This window comes from Micropepsis pineolensis, from assembly GCF_055392125.1.
The window spans coordinates 942,791-960,865 of record NZ_AP042408.1 but is presented as its reverse complement, the minus strand read 5'-3'; the positions used below and the strand labels follow the sequence as shown (position 1 = coordinate 960,865).

The following is an 18,075-nucleotide window of genomic DNA, read 5'->3' as shown; positions in this document are numbered from 1 at the left end:
ACTCCTTAAGCTGGCTTGTGCCCGGAAGCATTCGCACCGAATAGCGCATCATAGATGAGGCCGGCGACGCCAAACACAATCGCCGTATCCGCGATATTGAAGACATACCAGTCGAAACCGGAAACGTAAAAGTGAAAAAAATCGGCAACCCGGCCATAAACCAGCCGATCGATCAAATTCCCGATCGCCCCGCCGATGACCAGACCGATGGAAAGCGTTAAAAGCCGCCCCCGCGCCCGCCAAAGCCACAGATAAAGCGCACAAACCGCCAGAAACTGGAACCCGGCCAAAAAATAGGTCGAAAGCTGACTTCCTGCGGCAAACAGCCCGAATGTCACCCCCGGATTCCACACCATGACCAGATTAAAGCAGGGCAACAGCGGAATCGCCACGCCCGGCGGCATGGTGGCAAAGCCCAGACCATAGAGCAGCAGATTCTTGGAACCCTGATCGAGAATCAGTGCGCCAAGCGCGGTAAGCAGGCCCAGCGTTCTGGCACGGGAGGACGCCGTCATACTGCGCCCCCGCTTTCGCTCACCGCTTCGGCGCAGCGCGGGCACAGATCAGGGTGGGCCTGATTCTCACCCACTTCCGGCAGGATCATCCAGCAGCGGGCGCATTTGGCCCCTTCCGCTTTGGCGAAGCTCGCCGCCACGCCCGGCACATCGGCCAGATGGAAAGCATCGTCCGGCCCGGCACCGACTGCGATTTGCGCCGCCGAGGTGATGGCAATTTCCTTGAGGTCCAGCCCGGCGAACAGCGCGGCATCGGCTTCATCGGCCACGAACAGGGTCGGTGCGGCTTCGAGCGAGGCCCCGATCACCTTATCACGGCGGGCCACTTCCAGCGCCCCGGTGACGACACGGCGCAACGCCCGGATGCGATCCCATTTGGCGGTCAGGGCGGCATTGGCCCAGCCCGTCGGGATAACCGGGAAGCCCTGCAAATGCACACTGGCGGCATCGGGGAAGCGGGTCAGCCATGCTTCTTCCATGCTGAAGCACAGGATCGGCGCGAACCAGGTCACGACATGGCGGAAGACTTCCTCGGTCACCGTGCGGGCGGCGCGGCGGCGCAGGCTGGAAGCCGCATCGCAATAAAGCGCGTCTTTACGGATATCGAAATAGAAGGCCGACAGCTCGTTGGTGCAGAACGAAAACACCGTGTTGTAGACCCGGTTGAAATCGTAACTGTTATAGCCCTCACGCACGATCACATCGATCTCGGCCAGCTTGGCCAGGATATACTGCTCGAGCTCGGGCATTTTGTCGGCCTCGATGCGCTCGGCATCCGTAAAGCCCGCCAGATTGGCCAGCATGAAACGGATGGTGTTGCGCAGGCGGCGATAGGCATCGACATTCGACTTGATGATGTCGCCACCGATGCGCAAATCCTGGGTGAAGTCGGACGACGCCGCCCACAGACGCAGAATATCGGCACCGTTCTGATCGGCAATCGTCTGCGGCAACACGGTGTTGCCGAGCGATTTGGACATCTTGCGGCCCTTTTCATCGAGCACGAAACCGTGGGTCAGCACCGCCTTGTAGGGCGGCTCGCCACGGGTGGCGCAGGATTCGAGGAGCGACGACTGGAACCAGCCGCGATGCTGGTCCGAACCTTCCAGATAGAGATCGATCTTGTCGGCCTGGGTCCAGTGACTGTCGACCGGCTGCTCCACCGTGAAGACATGGGTCGAGCCGGAATCGAACCAAACATCGAGAATGTCGCTGACCTGCTCGTAGTCTTCCACCTTATAGCCATCGCCAAGGAAGCGGGCAGCGGCCCCGTCCTTGAACCAGGCATCGGCACCTTCTGCTTTAAAGGCGGCGATGATGCGGTCATTGACGGCTTTGTCGTTGAGCACGGCACCCGTGGCCTTTTCGACGAACAGAGCCAGAGGCACGCCCCAGGCACGCTGGCGTGACAGCACCCAGTCGGGGCGGCCTTCGACCATCGAGCCGATGCGGTTGCGCCCTTGTTCGGGATAGAATTGGGTATCGGCCAGCCCCTGCACCGCAAGCTGGCGCAGAGTTTTGCCGTCCTTGAACGGCAGATCCATCGCGGCGAACCATTGCGGCGTGGCGCGGAAAATCACCGGCGCCTTGGATCGCCACGAATGCGGATAGCTGTGGCGCAGCTTGCCGGTGGCAACCAATGCGTTTCGTTCGGTCAGCGCCTCGATCACCGCTTTATTGGCATCGCCTTCTTTTTTGCCGTCACGCGACAGGATGTGCTTACCGGCAAACAGCGGCACATGGGGGGCAAAAGCCCCTTCGGCGTTGACGACATTGAAGGCATCCGGATTCTTAGCCGGATAATCCTTGCCGCATTTTTCGAGGATCAGTTCAAAGTCTTCCTCGCCATGTCCCGGCGCGGTGTGCACAAAGCCGGTGCCGGTATCGGCGGTGACGTGATCACCGGAATAGAGATTGACGTCAAACTCATAGCCGCTCCCGCGCAGCGGATGGGCACAGGTCAGGAACGCCGGATCAATACTGATTTTGCGTTCGACCGACATTTTGGCGTGGCGGGCCACGGTTTCGGCCAGCGCATCGGCCAGCACCAGCTTTTCACCGACTTTGGCGAGCGAGCCTTCTTCCGCTGCCGTCACCTCATAGACCGCATAGTCCATGGTCGGCGAAAACGCGATGGCACGGTTGGCCGGAATGGTCCACGGCGTGGTGGTCCAGATCACGACATAGAGCGGTTCAGCGTTCAGATCGACCGCCGCACCGGCGCTGGCGGCTGCCACCACCGGGAATTTCACATAGATCGTGGTAGATTCCCGATCCTGATATTCGACCTCGGCCTCGGCCAGCGCGGTCTTTTCCACCGGCGACCACATCACGGGGCGGAAACCACGGTACAGCAAACCGGCATCGACGAATTTGTGCAGCTCGCCCGCGATCGTCGCTTCGGCGGCGAAATTCATCGTCAGATAGGGGTGGTCCCACAGCGCCATGACACCCAGGCGCTTAAACTGCTCGCGCTGCTTGTCGATCCAGCCCTTGGCGAAATCGCGGCACATCTGGCGCAGTTCGATAACCGGAACCTGCTCCTTGGTCTTGCCGGATTTGCGGATCTGTTCTTCGACCTTCCATTCAATCGGCAGGCCGTGGCAATCCCAGCCCGGAACATACGGGGCGTCCTTGCCCATCATGGTCTGGCTGCGGATGACAAAATCCTTGAGCACCTTATTAAGGCCGGTGCCGGAATGAATCTCACCATTGGCGTAGGGCGGGCCATCATGCAGGATGAACAGCGGCTTGCCCTTAGCCGCCGCCCGGATGGCGCTGTAGAGATCCTGTTCGTTCCAACGGGCGAGCCATTTGGGCTCGGCGGCGGGCAGCCCCGCCTTCATCGGAAAATCGGTCTGGGGCAAAAACAGGGTGGCGCGGTAATCAGTACCGGCGGCCTCATTCTTCTCGGACATGATAACGAAACCTTGGAAATTAAAAGGGAAATACGGGGGGCAACAACGCGAAAAACACGGCCCGGTCTTCGCACAAAGGCTGACAGCCTTTACGAAGCCGGGCGGTTAATTCGTATCAGTCCCAGGAAAACAGGCATCCTTGCACGCCTCTAACGCGCGTCCTTCCTAGCAAGCCCGCCGGTCACGGTCCAGTGCCCGTAGCCAGGTTAGCCCCGGTTTAACACGGTGCGGGCCATGGCTTTGTCCTTGTTCATCTGCTCGATCAGCAGATCGACCGAGCCGAATTTCATCTCGGGCCTGAGGTGCGATACCAGTTCAACCGAAAGGCGGCGACCGTAAATATCCTCGTCGAAGTCGAACAAAAAGGCTTCCAGCAGCGGCTGAACCGTCTTGTACATCGGCCGCACGCCCAGATTGGCCACCCCATCGAGGCGGCGCGCCGTGCCCGCTTCACAGAACAGGCTGGCGCGCACCGCATAAACCCCAAACGCCGGTCGGACATAGACGCCCATCCCGATATTGGCGGTGGGAAAGCCCAATGTCCGGCCGCGGGCATCGCCATGTTCGACCGTACCTTCAATGGCAAAGGGTCGACCAAGCCAGCCCGCCGCCAGTTCCACCTCGCCAGCGGCCAAGGCCTGCCGGATCGTGGTAGAGGAGATCTTTTCGTCATCCCCCGCATCCGCCAACACCGGGTCGACGATTTCCGTCGAAAAGCCTTCTTCGGCCCCCATATAGGCAATCAGGGTGGCATCGCCCGCCCGACCGGCGCCAAAGCGGAAATCCCGCCCCACCACCACCGCGCCGACCATCAACCGGCTAATCAGCAGATCCAGCACGAAATCCTGCGCCGACTGGCGCGCGATCGTGGCATCAAACGGCGGGGCAATCAGGGCGTCGGCCCCCAGATCGGCAATCGCCCGCGCCTTGGCGTGGAACGGGGTCAGGCGAAACGGGGCTGCACCGGGATTGAAATATTCTTGCGGCGTCGGCTCGAACACCATCACCGCCAGCGGGGCATGCCGTTCCTCGGCCATCGCCCGCGCCCGCCCGATCAGGGCCTGGTGACCGCGGTGCACGCCATCAAAATTGCCGATGGCAATCACCGCGCCACGAAAGGCATCCGGGATATCTGCGATGTGGCGGTAAATTTTCATGGGCTGACTTTCAGGCGAACGTTCAGGCGGGCTGGTGTTAGGCAGATTTGGGACGCATCGGTGCCATCGCCACCGCTTCGCCGCAGATCACAGTCTTATCGCCCACGGTGCAGACACAATCGAGGACCATACGACGCTTGGGCAGCACCTCGCGCACCGTGCAGGTGGTGACAACCTCATCACCGATATGCACCGGGGCGAGAAACTTCATATCCAGACTGATGAAGATCGCCCCCGGACCGGGCAGTTTGGTGCCGATGACCGTCGAGATGAAGCTGCCCGACAGCATGCCATGGGCAACGCGGCCCTTGAAAATCGTGGTCTCGGCGAAAGCCTGATCGAAATGCACCGGGTTCATGTCGCCGGAAACCTCGCCGAACAGGGCGATTTCCTTCTCGGTCACCGTCTTGGTGAAGCTTTCCGCCAGACCGGGCTCAATCTCGTCACTATAATACGTCATGCACAGATCCTGAAAATGGTTACCAGCACAGCATGTCGATAGCGGCTGAGACCGTGGTGTGGTGGTCGGCAAGGAAGGCTGAAACCGCTGCGGGCGTCAAGGTGCCAATATCCTTGGCATGCAGGCCCGAGGTGACAAACAACGCATCCAGCCCGGCCCCCGCCGCCCCGGCCAGATCGGTTTCGAGCGCATCGCCAATGGCGAGGATTTTTTTCTTATCCAGAACCTTCTTCTCAGACAGGGCCGCTTTCAACGCCATCTCATAGACCGGCAGATGCGGCTTGCCATAATAGATCACCTGACCGCCCAATTCGGCATAGGCCCGGGCCAGCGCCCCGGCGCAGTAGACGATCTTGTCGCCGATCGGCACCAGAATGTCCGGATTGGCGCAGATGGCGGGCAGATTATGCTTTTTCGCCGCCGCCAGAACATCGGCATAGTCGTCCGGCGTCTGGGTATCGTGATCATCTAGCCCGGTCAGCAGCATGACATCGGCGTCTTCAACATCGACCAGTTTGACATTCAGCCCGTCGAAAATTGGGGTATCGCGCTCTGGCCCGATATGCAGCAGCTTCACCGTGCCCTTGGCGCTGCGGGCGATCAGATCATCGCGCGATGCCCCGCCCGAAGTGACAATGGCATCATAACAGCCCTCGGGCATGCCCATCGCGGCCAGCTGGCGGGCGGTATGGTCCGGCGGACGCGGCGCGTTGGACAGCAGCACCACCTTGCCGTGATTTTCACGGAAGTTTTTCAGCGCCGTCGCGGCGGCAGGGTAAACCCGCACGCCGTCGTGCAGCACCCCCCAGACATCACAGATAATCGCGTCGTAAGCTCCGGCGATGTCGCCAAGACCGGAGAGAATAGGAATATCGCTCAAAATTCGCCTCATAGCTCCGCCGGGTAAGGTCCGGCCGGGGCGGCGCACTCTAACCGGCCCGATCGCAGCCATCAATCTTGCGCCCAGATTGCGCGACAGATTAGACCACTTTGCGTAAAGGTATGATCCTGCCGGGGGCATCGTCTTTGCCCCCTTGGGCCGCGCCCGCCGGATCGGACGAGCGGGAACCAGCCAGCCCCAGCGCATCATCGCGCACGGCGCGCGGCTCGCCGAACAGATAGCCTTCGGCGTAATCAACACCGAAATCGAGGATTTGCAGGACCGTCTTTTCGTCCTCGACCCATTCGACGATCAGTTCCATCTCGTGGCGAGCCAGCAGCTTCTTGTAATCTTCGGCGGCAACATCGGAACCAGCCGCCCCGACATCCTCGACCAGCAGCCCGGCGCGCACCTTGAAGTAGCGGAAGCCGAGATCCTGAACGTGTTTGAAATTGCAGCCGAGATCATCAACATGATCCATCGACATGGCAAAGCCGAGCCGGGCGAGATAACGCAAATTATCCTGAGCATCCCGCGTCGATTTCATCACGGTCTTCTGGGCGAATTCGAACACGATATGGGGGGCCAGATCGCGGTTCTGCTCGGCATATTCCATAAATTGCGGGAAAAATTCGGCATCATTCAGCGTGTCGGCGGAGATGTTGCAGAACACCGCAATATCACGATGCTTCTTCATCAGACGGCGCACGATCTGAACGCAGCGGAACAGGAACAGATTGTCGATCACACACATCAGGCCGGCAGGGGTTGCCACCGGCAGATATTGCTTGGGCAGAATGATCCGGCCATCCTGCGCCCGCAGCCGCGAATAGGCTTCGTAAAACCGGACCTTGCGTTGAGGCAGCTGCACAATCGGCTGTAGCAAAAGATCGATGCGGTTTTCGACCAGACTGTCACGCACCGCCTCCAGCATATCGGCATCATTAAGCGCTTCAAACGGCTTGGAGCCACTGGCGCTGATGACCTGCGCTTTGGCGGCGGCAAAGCGGCTGCCCTGCTCGCGCATCAGGGTTTCCAGCACGCGCAATTCGGAAACGATCTTACGGTTCTGCGCCGAGGTGCGCGCTTCCAGCGCTTCAGCGACATCGTTCAGCTTGGAATGGGTCAGCCCCAGTGCGCTTTCAAGCCCGAGCCCAGCTTCGCGCAATGCGCGAATCTCGGTTTCATGGCTGTGGCGGTAATGGCGTAGCTGGATCGTGTTATGAAGCTGCATACAGATCAGAAAGGCCAGCAGCCCGCCGCCGGCACCCCCCAGCGGATTGCTATAAAGACCAATCTCACACCCCGCCCCAACAGCCACCAACGCATAGAGCAGATACAACGCTATCTTGGTCATTACGCTGCTTAAATCCCCACACTCAAGACCGATTGCGGACGAACTTCGCCCGACTTACGTTTCTAATCATTTAACCATAAACATAAAATAAGGTGTATCGGGCAGGCCCGATCGGGCTGCCAGCCGGAGCCGGGGCAACCCTCCCCTGACGAATTTACTTATAAAACAAGAGACTATAAAAGAAAATCCCTTCCCCGGCGGGCGGTATGCAACCGCCAGAGCCCTGCGGCATGCGGCAATTGACACCTTAAAAAAAAACGCCGCACACCCGGATCTGCCCCATATCGCAGCGGTGTCATAGGACGTTTACGTCATGTAACCGGCAAGGAATGCGGTCTTATCCCGACCAAAATTCTTTGACATTTTCTCCATATACGCTTAACATACAGCCTATGAGCGACTTCTTCCCCATATCGTCGGTTGATCGCCGCGAGGAGATGATACGGCTCCATAACGCCGTGAAGAATAATGTTGCCGGCGCCATCCCAATCCCCGAGCTGAAGGATGATGGCGAATTACCCGATCAGACCGGCCATAAACACAAGCGCACCGCTCCCCCGACAGAAGATAAAGCTGCTGCAACAGACACCCTGTTGGGTAATGGCACCCAGGACGACGGCGGTCTGGCAGACGATGACGATGCCCACAGCATCGATGTAACCGTCTAACCCTCTGCTGCAGTATGGGAATTCGATCTTCTCGCCAGATCGCAGACTTTGGTATAGGATTACGATAAGGTTTGGTGTCAGCCACGTGCGTGTGATGCACGGATTTTGCGGTAGAAAACCACATGAGCGATGCAATGAGTATTGCGGCGACGGGCCTGCAGAATACCGCCACCCGTTTCCAAAAAGACGCAACCACCATCGTCCAGTCGACAACGACGGGATCGGATGACAATGGCCAGCTGGAATCCGCCGTGGTTTCGAGCTTGAGCGACACCACCTCGTACAAGGCCAATGCCTCGGTATTCAAAACCGCCGACCGCATGATGGGCGCCCTGCTCGACGTCACTTCGTAAACGACACCCAATCTTAAACCCTATAAAAGATAGGAATAGTGTGCGGCGCGCCGGTGCTTGGCAGCGCCCGCATCGATAGCCTATAAGGCGCCCATGGCCGCTTTTCTCAAAATGCATGGACTCGGCAACGATTTTGCCGTCTTCGACGCCCGCAGGCAGACCCTGACGCTGACGCCTGCCATCGCCCGCGCGCTTGGTTCGCGCAAACGCGGCATTGGCTGCGATCAGATCATTGTCATCGCCCCCGGGCGGGATGGTGCCGATGCCACCATGCGCATTGTCAACGCCGATGGTTCGGAAGTCGAAACCTGTGGCAACGCCGCCCGCTGTGTTGCCCGACTGCTGCTGGCCGAAACCGGTAAGCGCGAGGTGACACTGGCCACACTGGGTGGCCCCTTGCGCTGCAGCGATGCCGGTGCGGGCCTGATCAGCGTTGATATGGGCATCGCCCACACCGCGTGGGACGTGATCCCGCTGGCGCAAGAGGTCGATACCAACCGTTTTGTCCTTGATGTCGCGGGGGACAAATGGGAAGCGGCCGCGGTCTCGATGGGTAATCCGCACTGTGTTTTGTTTGTCGATGATGCCGAAGCCGCCGATGTTGCCACCATTGGCGCGCGGATCGAAACCCACCCCCTTTTCCCCAAGCGCACCAATGTCGAATTTGTCAGCCTGATCGGTCCCGACCATTTGCGGATGCGGGTCTGGGAACGAGGCGCCGGGATCACCGAGGCTTGCGGATCGGGTGCCTGCGCCACCGCCTTTGCCGCCTTCCGGCGCGGCCTGACTGGCGCTGATGTGCGGGTGCAGCTGGATGGTGGTGAACTGGAACTGTCTGTCACCGATGGCCATGTCATCATGACCGGTCCGGCAACACAGGTGTTTGCCGGTGACATCTCACTCAATGGGCTGACTGCGTGAGCGAAGCGGATATTGTCACCTTCGGCTGCCGGCTCAACGCCTATGAATCCGAAGCGATCAAGCAGCGTCTCAAAACCGCTGGCATCGAAGACGCCATTGTCGTTAACACCTGCGCGGTGACGGCCGAGGCGGTGCGCCAGTCCCATCAGGCGATCCGCAAAATCAAACGCGAACAGCCGGACAAACGCATCATCGTCACCGGCTGCGCCGCGCAAATCATCCCCGATACCTATGCCGCCATGACCGAAGTCGATCTGGTGCTGGGCAATGCCGAGAAGATGAACGCGGCCAATTACGCCCGGGGTGCCAACGACCGCACCCGGGTTGGCGACATCATGACCATCGACACCGCCGAGCCGCATTTTGTCCCCGGCTTCGACGGCAAATCCCGCGCCTTTTTACAGGTACAGAATGGTTGCGATCATCGCTGCACCTTCTGCATCATTCCCTTTGGCCGCGGCCCGTCGCGCAGCGTTCCGCTGGACGCCATCGTTGCCGAGGCCCGCGGGCTGATCGAAAACGGCTATGGCGAGATTGTGCTGACCGGGGTTGATCTGACGTCCTATGGCGCGGATTTGTCCGACACGCCGAGCCTTGGTCTTCTGGTGCGCACCTTGCTGAAGCGCCTGCCCGACTTAAAGCGCTTACGGCTATCCTCGATCGATTCCATTGAAGCCGACGAAACCCTGATGGCCGTGATTGCCGGAGAAGAGCGCCTGATGCCGCACTTTCACCTATCGGCCCAATCCGGCGATGACATGATTTTAAAACGCATGAAGCGCCGTCACAGCCGCGCTGATACGGTGCGGTTCTGTGACGATGTCCGCAAAGCGCGTCCCGATGTTATTTTTGGCGCCGATCTGATCGCAGGCTTTCCCACCGAAACCGATGCGATGTTTGAAAACTCGCTCAAACTGATCGACGATGCCGGACTATCCCTGCTGCACGTCTTCCCATACAGCGCCCGCACCGGCACCCCGGCGGCCAAGATGCCACAACTGCCCCGCGCTCTGGTCAAAGACCGCGCCCGGCTCTTGCGCAGCAAGGGCGAGGCAGCCTTAGCAACCACGCTGGAGCGCCATGTCGGCAGCGAGCAGGAAATTCTGGTCGAAAAGCCGGGACTGGGTCGCACACGCAGCTTTCTGCCGGTAGTCTTCACAAAACCGCTGGAAGCCGGTGCGATTGTCAGCGGACGCATCGTTAAGGCGGGGAATGGTCATTTGCACGCGGATATCCAGTCATGAGTGATGAGGAACACGGTTTTTTTTCCCGGTTAAAACGGGGTTTGAGCAAAAGTGCCGATGCGCTGGGCTTAAATGGCCTGCTGACACGAAAAAAACTCGACGCAGAAACCATCACGGCGCTGGAAGATGCGCTGATCCGCGCCGATCTGGGCCCCGCCCCGGCAGCCGCCATTGCCGCTGCCATTGCGAAGGAGCGCTATGACAGCGACATCTCGACCAGCGAACTGCGCAACCTGCTGGCGGCAGAGATCGAAAAAATCCTGCGGCCCATTGCCGTGCCCTTTCGGCCTGATCCGACGAAGAAACCCTTTGTTGTGCTGATCGCCGGCGTCAACGGCACCGGTAAAACCACGACCATCGGTAAGATCGCCACCCGACTGACCCGTGAAGGCCACAAGGTCGTGCTGGCTGCCGGCGATACCTTTCGCGCTGCCGCCACAGAACAGTTGCAGGTCTGGGGCACGCGCGCCGGAGCAGACGTGATTGCGCGCCAGACCGGTGCCGATGCGGCAGGCCTGGCGTTTGATGCGGTCAAACACGCCCGCGAGACCGGGGCCGATGTTGTGCTGGTCGATACCGCCGGGCGTTTGCAGAATAAAACCGGGCTGATGGCCGAGCTGGAAAAAATCGTTCGCGTGCTGAAGAAAACCGATGGCGGGGCACCCCACGCCACTTTACTGGTGCTGGATGCAACCACAGGGCAGAACGCCATCTCACAAGTTGAAGCGTTTTCTGCCACGGTGCCGCTGACCGGTCTGGTGATGACCAAGCTGGATGGCACCGCCAAGGGCGGCATTTTGGTGGCGCTGGCAGAACGCTTTAAGCTGCCGGTCCACTTTATCGGTGTCGGTGAGGGGCAGGATGATTTACAGATTTTCGACGCAGCGGCCTTCGCCAAAGCCCTGACCGAGGAAGCATAATGAAAAAGAATTTGCGCCTGATTATCGATTGGGCCCCTATGTTGCTGTTTTTTGTGGCCTACAAGGTGTCGGGCATTTTCGCCGCCACCGCCACGATTATGGTCGCGGCCGCACTGGCGCTGGTGGCCTGCTATGTGCTGGAAAAGAAAATTGCTCCGGTGCCGCTTTTCACTGCAGTTGTGGTTGGCACGCTGGGCGGACTGACGCTGTACTGGAAGGACGATACCTTCATAAAAATGAAGCCGACCTTTGTTTATAGCCTGCTGGCACTGGTGTTAATCGTCAGCGAGCTGGTCGGCCGACCGCTGGTCAAATCGATCCTGGGCGGCACAGTACCGCTTAAGGATCGGGCGTGGCGCGGGCTGGCTTTTCGTTTCGGTGGCTTCTTTTTGGTCATGGCGCTGCTGAACGAAGTGGTCTGGCGCAATTTCACGCGTGACACCTGGATGAACTACCATCTATTCGGGGCCATGGCGCTGACCTTTGTGTTTGCCATCAGTCAGGCCCCCTACATGATGAAAAATCAGATCGAGGACGAAACGCCGCAAGGTTCTTAAAGCGGCATTTTCGCCCAGGCCCAGCACCGGCGGTGGTGGCGCAAATCCTGCCCTGATTATTAATATCGCCTTTAAATTAAAGGCTTTTATGCGCTGCGACAGGCTTGCGGCGCGGGCGATTGCCCCCCTCGTCCCCACGATGAAAGATTGTACATGCCGCATTCGGCGACAAATGAGTGCAAGATCACCGTTGCCGGACGCACCGCATCCGTCTATTGTTCCGTATGCGATTAATTTTACGCAGTAGGGCGGTCGATCCGACGTCCGCGGGGGCGCGTCGAGCGAAGATGGTTCAAGCTTTTGATATTCAGAGGTGACGTATGAAGGGTCAGCGTAAGCCGAACGGGGGGTTCGAGCTCGCAGAGGCACCATCCTATCTCATCAAGCGCTGCCAGCAGTTTTATGGCGATCTTTATGCGCATGAGAGTGGTGCAAGCGAACTTACCAAACAGCAATTCACCGTATTGTCGGCACTCGAAAACAATGAAGGTGCCAGCCAGACGGCGCTCGTCGAAATCACCGGCATTGACCGTTCCACTTTGGCGGAGATGGTTCGCCGCATGCTGGAACGTGGCCTTCTGTCCCGCGAACGGACCGAAGCCGATGCTCGTGCGAACGCCATCGCGTTGACCACCACAGGGCGCAAGGCCTTGCGTTCGACCCGTCAGGCCGCCGACCGGGCGGAGAAGGCGCTGCTCGAAGCACTGCCGACGTCAGAACGCAGCCGCTTCATCAAGGCGCTGGGTTTGATTGCTGCGGCTGGTGAAGCCTATGCGGCCGATCCGAAGCCAAAGCCCAAGACCAAGCGTCGTCGCTAAGATTTTATAGATTTCCCGCAATGGTAAGCCCTGTCTTTTATGGCAGGGCTTTTTCCATATCTGCCGCAGCGCACCCGACGCGGCGCAGCCATCAGACCAGAATATTGACCACGGAACCGGGGGCAATCGTCCTGCCACTCATCGCGGCCTTGCGTAGGGCCGACACTTCAGGCGAGGCCGCTTGCGGGAAGTCAAGGGGCTGAAAATCCTTACTCTCTGCCTGCGTGGACTGGCTCGAATCACTCGCCGTGGTGCTGCTGGACTGTGACGCACGGCTGGCACTTTGCCCAAGCCCGGACGTCGGGCTCGGCATCTGCGATGTGACAAGAAGATTACTGGTACTGATCGACATGGGTCCGTTATGTCAGGACTTTATTGCCAAAGTCTGAATCCGGCGAAATGTCCTGCGGTACAACCACCAGGACAGACCCGCGCACAGGACCAGCGCCACCGCACTGATGCCGTAAGCGGCCCAGATATATCCATCGTACGCATGGCTCAGTGCGGCACCGGTCATCGTCTAAACCTCGGTCTGCGCGGTATGGTAGCGTGAAAGATAAACTGTCCGCATACGTATGATAACCAGCCATGCCAGTAGCAGGGTGTAGCCCAGCGCCATCAGCAAAAACGGATGCAGAAAGACCGGCGCCATCGTCGGCCCGCCCTTGCGGATGATGCTGGAGCCCTGATGCAGCGTGGTCCACCACTGCACCGAAAAGAAGATCACCGGCAGATCAACCGCCCCGACAATCGCCAGCACCGCACAGGGTTTGGCGGCACGAGCGGGTTCCGTTTCACCCAGCGCACCACGCAAGGCCATCAGCCCAAGATAGATCAGCAACAGCAGCAAAAACGAAGTCAGCCGCCCGTCCCATACCCACCAGGTGCCCCACATCGGCCGCCCCCATAGCGAACCGGTGATCAGCCCCAGCGCGGTGAACAGCGCCCCCAGCGGTGCCAGCACCTCGGCCGCAATATCGGCCAGCTGACCGCGCCCGATCAGCACCCCGACAGAGCAGAGCGCCAGCGCGATAAAGCTCAGCATCGCCGTCCAGGCGGCGGGCACATGTACGAACAGGATCCGCACCGCCATGCCCTGGCGGGCATCGGGCGGCACAGCAAACGCCAGCGACAAGGCATAGGCCAGCACGACCAGCGCCGCGATGCCGACAATGGGCTGCAGCCGTCCGCTCCAGACGAGAAAACGCGAATGAGAGTACTCCATGGCGCGGCAAATTAGAGCAAATCATCGGTAAACGGAACGTCAGAGATCAGCCCGGGGCATATTTTCTGGCCACATTTTCAGGCCCTGTTTTTACTGGGTTTATTGCGCCAGATGCAGCCGCAGCCCAGCCCCCACCGCGAAGGGGGCCAGCAGTACCGCGAGTAGCGAGGTCGCCGCCAGAAAATACAATGCCCCACTATCCAGCCCGGATTGCACGGCCAGCACCGCCCCCGCGCCAAAAATCACCACTGGCGCCATCAGCGGCAAAACAATCAGAGGTAGCAACAAGCCACCACGACGGGTGGCCAGTGTCAGCGCCGCACCAATCGCCCCCAAGGCGCTGATGGCCAAAGTCCCCGGCAGCAGGGACAGCAATAAGACTTTCGTCGCCGGCATGGGCAGATCGAACAACAAGGCTGGCAACGCCGCCACCACCACCAGCGGCACCCCGGTCGATAACCAGTGCGCGAGAATCTTGGCCGCCCCGATCTCCTCGAGCGACAGGGGCGATAAGGCGAGCAAATCCAGCGTGCCATCTTCGGCATCGGCAGCAAACAAACGATCGAGCGAAAGTAACGCCGACAATGCCGCCAGCACCCACAATGCCCCGGCAGCAATGCGCGACAACAGCCGGACATCCGAACCAATGCCCAGTGGCATCAGGGCCGCCGCCGATAAAAAGAATCCTACCGCCAGCCATGGCCCGGCGGCCGCCCAATTGAGCCGGATTTCATGCCGGACCAGAAGGGCGAAGCCGTTCATGCTGCCGCCACCAACGGCAACCGCAGGCACGGAATCTCCAGCGGCTCATGCCCCGCCGCGATCACCATGCCGCCAGTTGCCAAATGCCCGGCCATCAGGGTCTGCGCCAGCGCCTGCCCCGCCGCGTCGAGCAAGGCCAGCGGCTCGTCCATCAGCCACAGGGGCCGGGCCAGCAGGACAAGCCGGGCCAGCCCGAGACGACGCCGCTGCCCCGCCGACAAACGCCCGCAAAGCCAGTCGCCCTGCAGCCCGAAACGCTCGAGTAGCGCGGCACCAAACGCTCTGGGTGTATTGCTGCTCACCGCGGCACCCTGCAGACGGGCGAAAAATGCCAAATGGTTCTGCACCGTTTGGCTGGGTTTGATTGCCTCCTGGGTGCCAAGCCAGCCAATAAATTTGCCGCGCTGTTCGTCATCGCGAATGGCTTGGCCATCGACATGCAGACAAATGGCCCCATCCGAGGGCAGAAACCCTGCCATCTGGCGTAGCAGCGAGGTTTTGCCCACGCCATTGGCCCCTTGCAGGGCCAAAGCCTGCCCTGCCGCCAGCTTAACCGACAGATTCGCAAACAGAAGACGACCGCCACGGCGACAGGACAGCCCCGATACATCCAATTCTATCGCCACGGCCCACTCCCTATGCTGCACCCGCACCAGAATGCCGCAGTTTTGCAAAAAACTAAAATGCTTATTACTTTCAAGGCTTGGCCAAAAAATAAGCAGCTTCAGCCTGATCTGCGTGCTGCACCTGCACAAAAAAGCTGGACAAGGCAGAAGTGCTCATGTTGATGTAGTGGATGAAGGACAAATGCAACCCGATTTGCAGTTGCAGTGGGGAAAACACCCGCCTTCATCGTAGGTAACAGATTTAACGCTTCGCCCTGAAGTCTGGCTTTTCTTTCAAGCCATTTTGGGACGGCGCGCTGGCAACCCGACGGATAAAAGCGTGGCGGAACATACACCAAGGGCCGGTTATTCAGTCGTTATCAAGAAGTACGCAAACCGGCGGCTTTACGACACTAATACCTCCAGCTACGTGACGCTTGATCACTTAAGCGAAATGGTCAAGCAGGGTACCGCGTTCGAGGTTCACGACGCCCGGACCAACGAAGATATTACCCGTTCGGTTCTCTTACAGATCATCTTTGAAGAGGAAACCAAGGGGCAAAACCTCTTGTCGATCCGCTTTCTGCGCCAGATTATCCGTTTTTATGGCGACAGCATGCAGCTGTTCGTGCCCGGTTATCTGGATCTGGCGATCGATAATTTTGCCCGTAACCGCGATTCCATGCGCGATCATCTGGCTGAAGCCCTTGGCGGCAGCTATGAAGCGCTGGAGGTTGAAACCCGCCAAAGCCGCGAGATGATCGAACGCGCGGTTGATCTGTTACAGCCTGCCGAAACCTTTCAGGGCGGTGCTGGCCATCAGGCCAAGCAGACCACCCCGATGGTTATCCGTGAGCAATCGGCCCGCTCGGCTGAGGAAATCGGCAATCTCAAAAACGAGATTGAGCAGATGCGCAAGCAGATGGCCGCGCTGTTGGCACAGGGCAGCAATCAGACCAGCAAAGATTCCGTCTGACCCCACGGGGCGGAATCAACGCCACACAGCCAGACACGAAAAACGCACCGCAGCGTTTCGCGATCAATGCTGCCATTGGGGATCAAGAATCGGTTCGCCCAGATAGAAGCCCTGGAAACAATCGACCCCGAACGCTTCCAGCATCTTGGCCTCGGCCTCGCTGCTGACCCATTCGGCGACGATTTTCAAATCAAAGCTTTTGGCCAGATCAACCAGCGTGCGGACAAAAACCTGATTTTGTGGCGTGGTCACCAGCCCGGCAATATAGGTGCCGTCAATCTTGACGAAATCGACTTTCATCTTCTGCAGATTACGGAACGAAGTATAGCCGGCACCAAAATCGTCGATGGCAACGCGGCAGCCCAGTTCGCGCAGTTGCGAGACAAAGCGGGCATTCTCCTCAAACTCGTTCAGCACGGCGGTTTCGGTCAGCTCGACCACCAGCCGTTTGGCGACCGAGGAATGCAGGTTGACATAATTGACGAACGACTGCAGCCACGCGGTATCGCCCGACGTCGTGCCGGAAACATTGACGCTGAGGCAGATGTTGGAAGAATTCTCCAACTGCTCGATCACCATCTCCAGCGCATGCCAGTCGATCAGCCGCACCAGCCCAAGCTGTTCGGCCACCGAAATGAACTCGCCGGCAGCAACCACTGTGCCATCCTCGCGGATCATCCGCAGCAAACACTCATATTCCAGCACGTCGCGGCTATGGGCATCGACAATCGGCTGATAGGCAAACACCAGCCGCTGCTCTTTCAGCGCCGCCAGTAATTCGTCGGCCATGCTCATCATGCGGCGGCGACTACTGTCACGCTGCGGCGAGGGCCGATAAAGATGATAGCTGTCGCGGCCATGATCGCGCGCCCGGTCGAGCGCTTCTTCGGCGCTCAGCATGGCTTCCTGGCTATTGGCAGCCCCACCCGGCAGCCAGACCGCACCCACCGAACAGGTGATCGATACGGTGCCCTTATGGGTTTCGATCAGGCTGCCGCGCACCACACTGCGTAAGCGATCAGCCACCACCGGAACTTCGAAATCCCCGCAGCTTCTCAGAATAATGCCAATTTTGTTGCCAGCCATACGGCCGATGACATCGCCCGAACGCAAGGTATGCAGCAAACGCTGACTAACCTCGACAATGACCTCGTCGGCAGCATCGAAACCATAGGTATCATTGATCATGCCAAGCCAGTCGATGGCCACCACCATGAAGGCGCAATGCCGGTTGCCGTTCTGCGCGGCCTCAATGGTCTCGCTCAATTCGGCCCGCAGCGAGGTGCGGTTCAGCAGCCCGGTCAGCTCGTCCCGCGCCGCCAGATAGTCAAGGCGCTGAAACTGACGTTTTTGTTCGGTAATTTCGCGCAGCATACCGGTGATACGCCCGCCGAGGCCGCCGAGGCCCGGTATACGAACCGCTGACAGCGCATACCACAGCGATCCCATCGCCGAGCCCATCTCGATTTCGGTCTGCAGCGGCAAGCCGGCAGCCATATGGGCCTCAAGCAAACCCGACAACCGCGCCCGGCTGGCTGGCAGCACAGCATCGAGAAAATCGACACCCCGTGTTTCCACGACACCGCCGAACTGACTGGGCAGAATATCGACTGAGCCAGACCAATGGATCTGATCACTATCGAGCGACCAGTCAAAAATCGCGGCTTTAGCCGCGGCCAAAGCCACTTTTAAAGTCTCAATTTCCTCGGCAATGGTCGGAAGTCTGGCATCACCCATAA

Annotated in this window: 19 protein-coding genes and 1 pseudogene; 8 read left to right on the top strand and 12 right to left on the bottom strand. The window is 59.3% G+C overall.

All coding sequences use genetic code 11. From position 1 onward, the window contains the following. Positions 1 to 5 precede the first annotated feature (5 nt). The 6 genes from lspA to ACZ5RI_RS04330 all read right to left on the bottom strand — a co-directional run bounded on the left by lspA (position 6) and on the right by ACZ5RI_RS04330 (position 7,287). Positions 6 to 515, bottom strand: a complete 510-nt coding sequence (gene lspA, locus ACZ5RI_RS04355; protein WP_464514885.1) for a signal peptidase II — start codon at positions 513 to 515, stop codon at positions 6 to 8. After that, positions 512 to 3,433, bottom strand: coding sequence for an isoleucine--tRNA ligase (ileS, locus tag ACZ5RI_RS04350; RefSeq protein WP_464514884.1), 2,922 nt, complete (start codon positions 3,431 to 3,433; stop codon positions 512 to 514). The genes lspA and ileS overlap by 4 nt, the downstream gene beginning before the upstream one ends. Positions 3,434 to 3,639: 206 nt before the next feature. Next, entirely contained in the window at positions 3,640 to 4,590 is a 951-nt protein-coding gene (locus tag ACZ5RI_RS04345; RefSeq protein WP_464514883.1) for a bifunctional riboflavin kinase/FAD synthetase, read from the bottom strand. Between the two features lie 37 nt (positions 4,591 to 4,627). Then, on the bottom strand, positions 4,628 to 5,050 hold the full coding sequence (locus ACZ5RI_RS04340) for a MaoC family dehydratase (protein ID WP_464514882.1): 423 nt from the start codon (positions 5,048 to 5,050) through the stop codon (positions 4,628 to 4,630). A gap of 19 nt (positions 5,051 to 5,069) precedes the next feature. Beyond that, complete coding sequence (locus tag ACZ5RI_RS04335) at positions 5,070 to 5,930, bottom strand: TIGR01459 family HAD-type hydrolase (RefSeq protein ID WP_464514881.1); 861 nt, start codon at positions 5,928 to 5,930, stop codon at positions 5,070 to 5,072. Positions 5,931 to 6,030: 100 nt separating this feature from the next. Next, positions 6,031 to 7,287, bottom strand: coding sequence for an EAL domain-containing protein (locus ACZ5RI_RS04330; RefSeq protein ID WP_464514880.1), 1,257 nt, complete (start codon positions 7,285 to 7,287; stop codon positions 6,031 to 6,033). 392 nt (positions 7,288 to 7,679) lie between these two features. Here ACZ5RI_RS04330 and ACZ5RI_RS04325 point away from each other — a divergent pair, with 392 nt between their 5' ends. The 7 genes and pseudogenes from ACZ5RI_RS04325 to ACZ5RI_RS04295 all read left to right on the top strand — a co-directional run bounded on the left by ACZ5RI_RS04325 (position 7,680) and on the right by ACZ5RI_RS04295 (position 12,768). Beyond that, positions 7,680 to 7,955: a hypothetical protein gene (locus tag ACZ5RI_RS04325; protein ID WP_464514879.1), complete on the top strand. Its 276-nt coding sequence runs from the start codon at positions 7,680 to 7,682 to the stop codon at positions 7,953 to 7,955. A gap of 122 nt (positions 7,956 to 8,077) precedes the next feature. Further along, complete coding sequence (locus ACZ5RI_RS04320; protein WP_464514878.1) at positions 8,078 to 8,308, top strand: hypothetical protein; 231 nt, start codon at positions 8,078 to 8,080, stop codon at positions 8,306 to 8,308. A gap of 93 nt (positions 8,309 to 8,401) precedes the next feature. Next, a complete protein-coding gene (dapF, locus tag ACZ5RI_RS04315; protein ID WP_464514877.1) occupies positions 8,402 to 9,229 on the top strand; it encodes a diaminopimelate epimerase in 828 nt (275 codons plus the stop codon). Continuing rightward, complete coding sequence (gene mtaB / locus ACZ5RI_RS04310) at positions 9,226 to 10,473, top strand: tRNA (N(6)-L-threonylcarbamoyladenosine(37)-C(2))-methylthiotransferase MtaB (RefSeq protein WP_464514876.1); 1,248 nt, start codon at positions 9,226 to 9,228, stop codon at positions 10,471 to 10,473. The genes dapF and mtaB overlap by 4 nt, the downstream gene beginning before the upstream one ends. Beyond that, positions 10,467 to 11,393, top strand: a pseudogene (gene ftsY, locus ACZ5RI_RS04305) (signal recognition particle-docking protein FtsY); the annotation flags it as partial. The gene mtaB and the pseudogene ftsY, both read left to right, overlap by 7 nt. After that, the gene (gene ispZ / locus ACZ5RI_RS04300; protein WP_464514875.1) at positions 11,393 to 11,950 is read left to right on the top strand and encodes a septation protein IspZ; all 558 of its coding nucleotides are present in this window, start codon (positions 11,393 to 11,395) and stop codon (positions 11,948 to 11,950) included. The pseudogene ftsY and the gene ispZ, both read left to right, overlap by 1 nt. Positions 11,951 to 12,270: 320 nt before the next feature. Then, entirely contained in the window at positions 12,271 to 12,768 is a 498-nt protein-coding gene (locus ACZ5RI_RS04295) for a MarR family winged helix-turn-helix transcriptional regulator (RefSeq protein WP_464514874.1), read from the top strand. 91 nt (positions 12,769 to 12,859) lie between these two features. Here ACZ5RI_RS04295 and ACZ5RI_RS04290 read toward each other — a convergent pair whose 3' ends face one another. The 5 genes from ACZ5RI_RS04290 to ccmA all read right to left on the bottom strand — a co-directional run bounded on the left by ACZ5RI_RS04290 (position 12,860) and on the right by ccmA (position 15,381). Further along, positions 12,860 to 13,120: a hypothetical protein gene (locus ACZ5RI_RS04290; RefSeq protein WP_464514873.1), complete on the bottom strand. Its 261-nt coding sequence runs from the start codon at positions 13,118 to 13,120 to the stop codon at positions 12,860 to 12,862. Between the two features lie 12 nt (positions 13,121 to 13,132). Beyond that, positions 13,133 to 13,285, bottom strand: a complete 153-nt coding sequence (gene ccmD, locus ACZ5RI_RS04285) for a heme exporter protein CcmD (protein ID WP_464514872.1) — start codon at positions 13,283 to 13,285, stop codon at positions 13,133 to 13,135. Positions 13,286 to 13,288: 3 nt separating this feature from the next. After that, positions 13,289 to 13,993, bottom strand: coding sequence for a heme ABC transporter permease CcmC (gene ccmC, locus ACZ5RI_RS04280; RefSeq protein WP_464514871.1), 705 nt, complete (start codon positions 13,991 to 13,993; stop codon positions 13,289 to 13,291). 99 nt (positions 13,994 to 14,092) lie between these two features. Beyond that, positions 14,093 to 14,785 (bottom strand): heme exporter protein CcmB, encoded by a 693-nt coding sequence (gene ccmB / locus ACZ5RI_RS04275; protein WP_464514870.1) that lies wholly within the window; start codon positions 14,783 to 14,785, stop codon positions 14,093 to 14,095. Beyond that, positions 14,752 to 15,381: a heme ABC exporter ATP-binding protein CcmA gene (gene ccmA / locus ACZ5RI_RS04270; RefSeq protein WP_464514869.1), complete on the bottom strand. Its 630-nt coding sequence runs from the start codon at positions 15,379 to 15,381 to the stop codon at positions 14,752 to 14,754. The genes ccmB and ccmA overlap by 34 nt, the downstream gene beginning before the upstream one ends. A gap of 319 nt (positions 15,382 to 15,700) precedes the next feature. Between ccmA and phaR the strand changes: the two genes are divergently transcribed. After that, the gene (gene phaR, locus ACZ5RI_RS04265) at positions 15,701 to 16,336 is read left to right on the top strand and encodes a polyhydroxyalkanoate synthesis repressor PhaR (RefSeq protein WP_464514868.1); all 636 of its coding nucleotides are present in this window, start codon (positions 15,701 to 15,703) and stop codon (positions 16,334 to 16,336) included. Positions 16,337 to 16,399: 63 nt separating this feature from the next. On the opposite strand, the gene ACZ5RI_RS04260 is transcribed toward phaR, so the two are convergent. Next, a complete protein-coding gene (locus ACZ5RI_RS04260) occupies positions 16,400 to 18,073 on the bottom strand; it encodes a putative bifunctional diguanylate cyclase/phosphodiesterase (RefSeq protein WP_464514866.1) in 1,674 nt (557 codons plus the stop codon). Between the last annotated feature and the right edge of the window lie 2 nt (positions 18,074 to 18,075).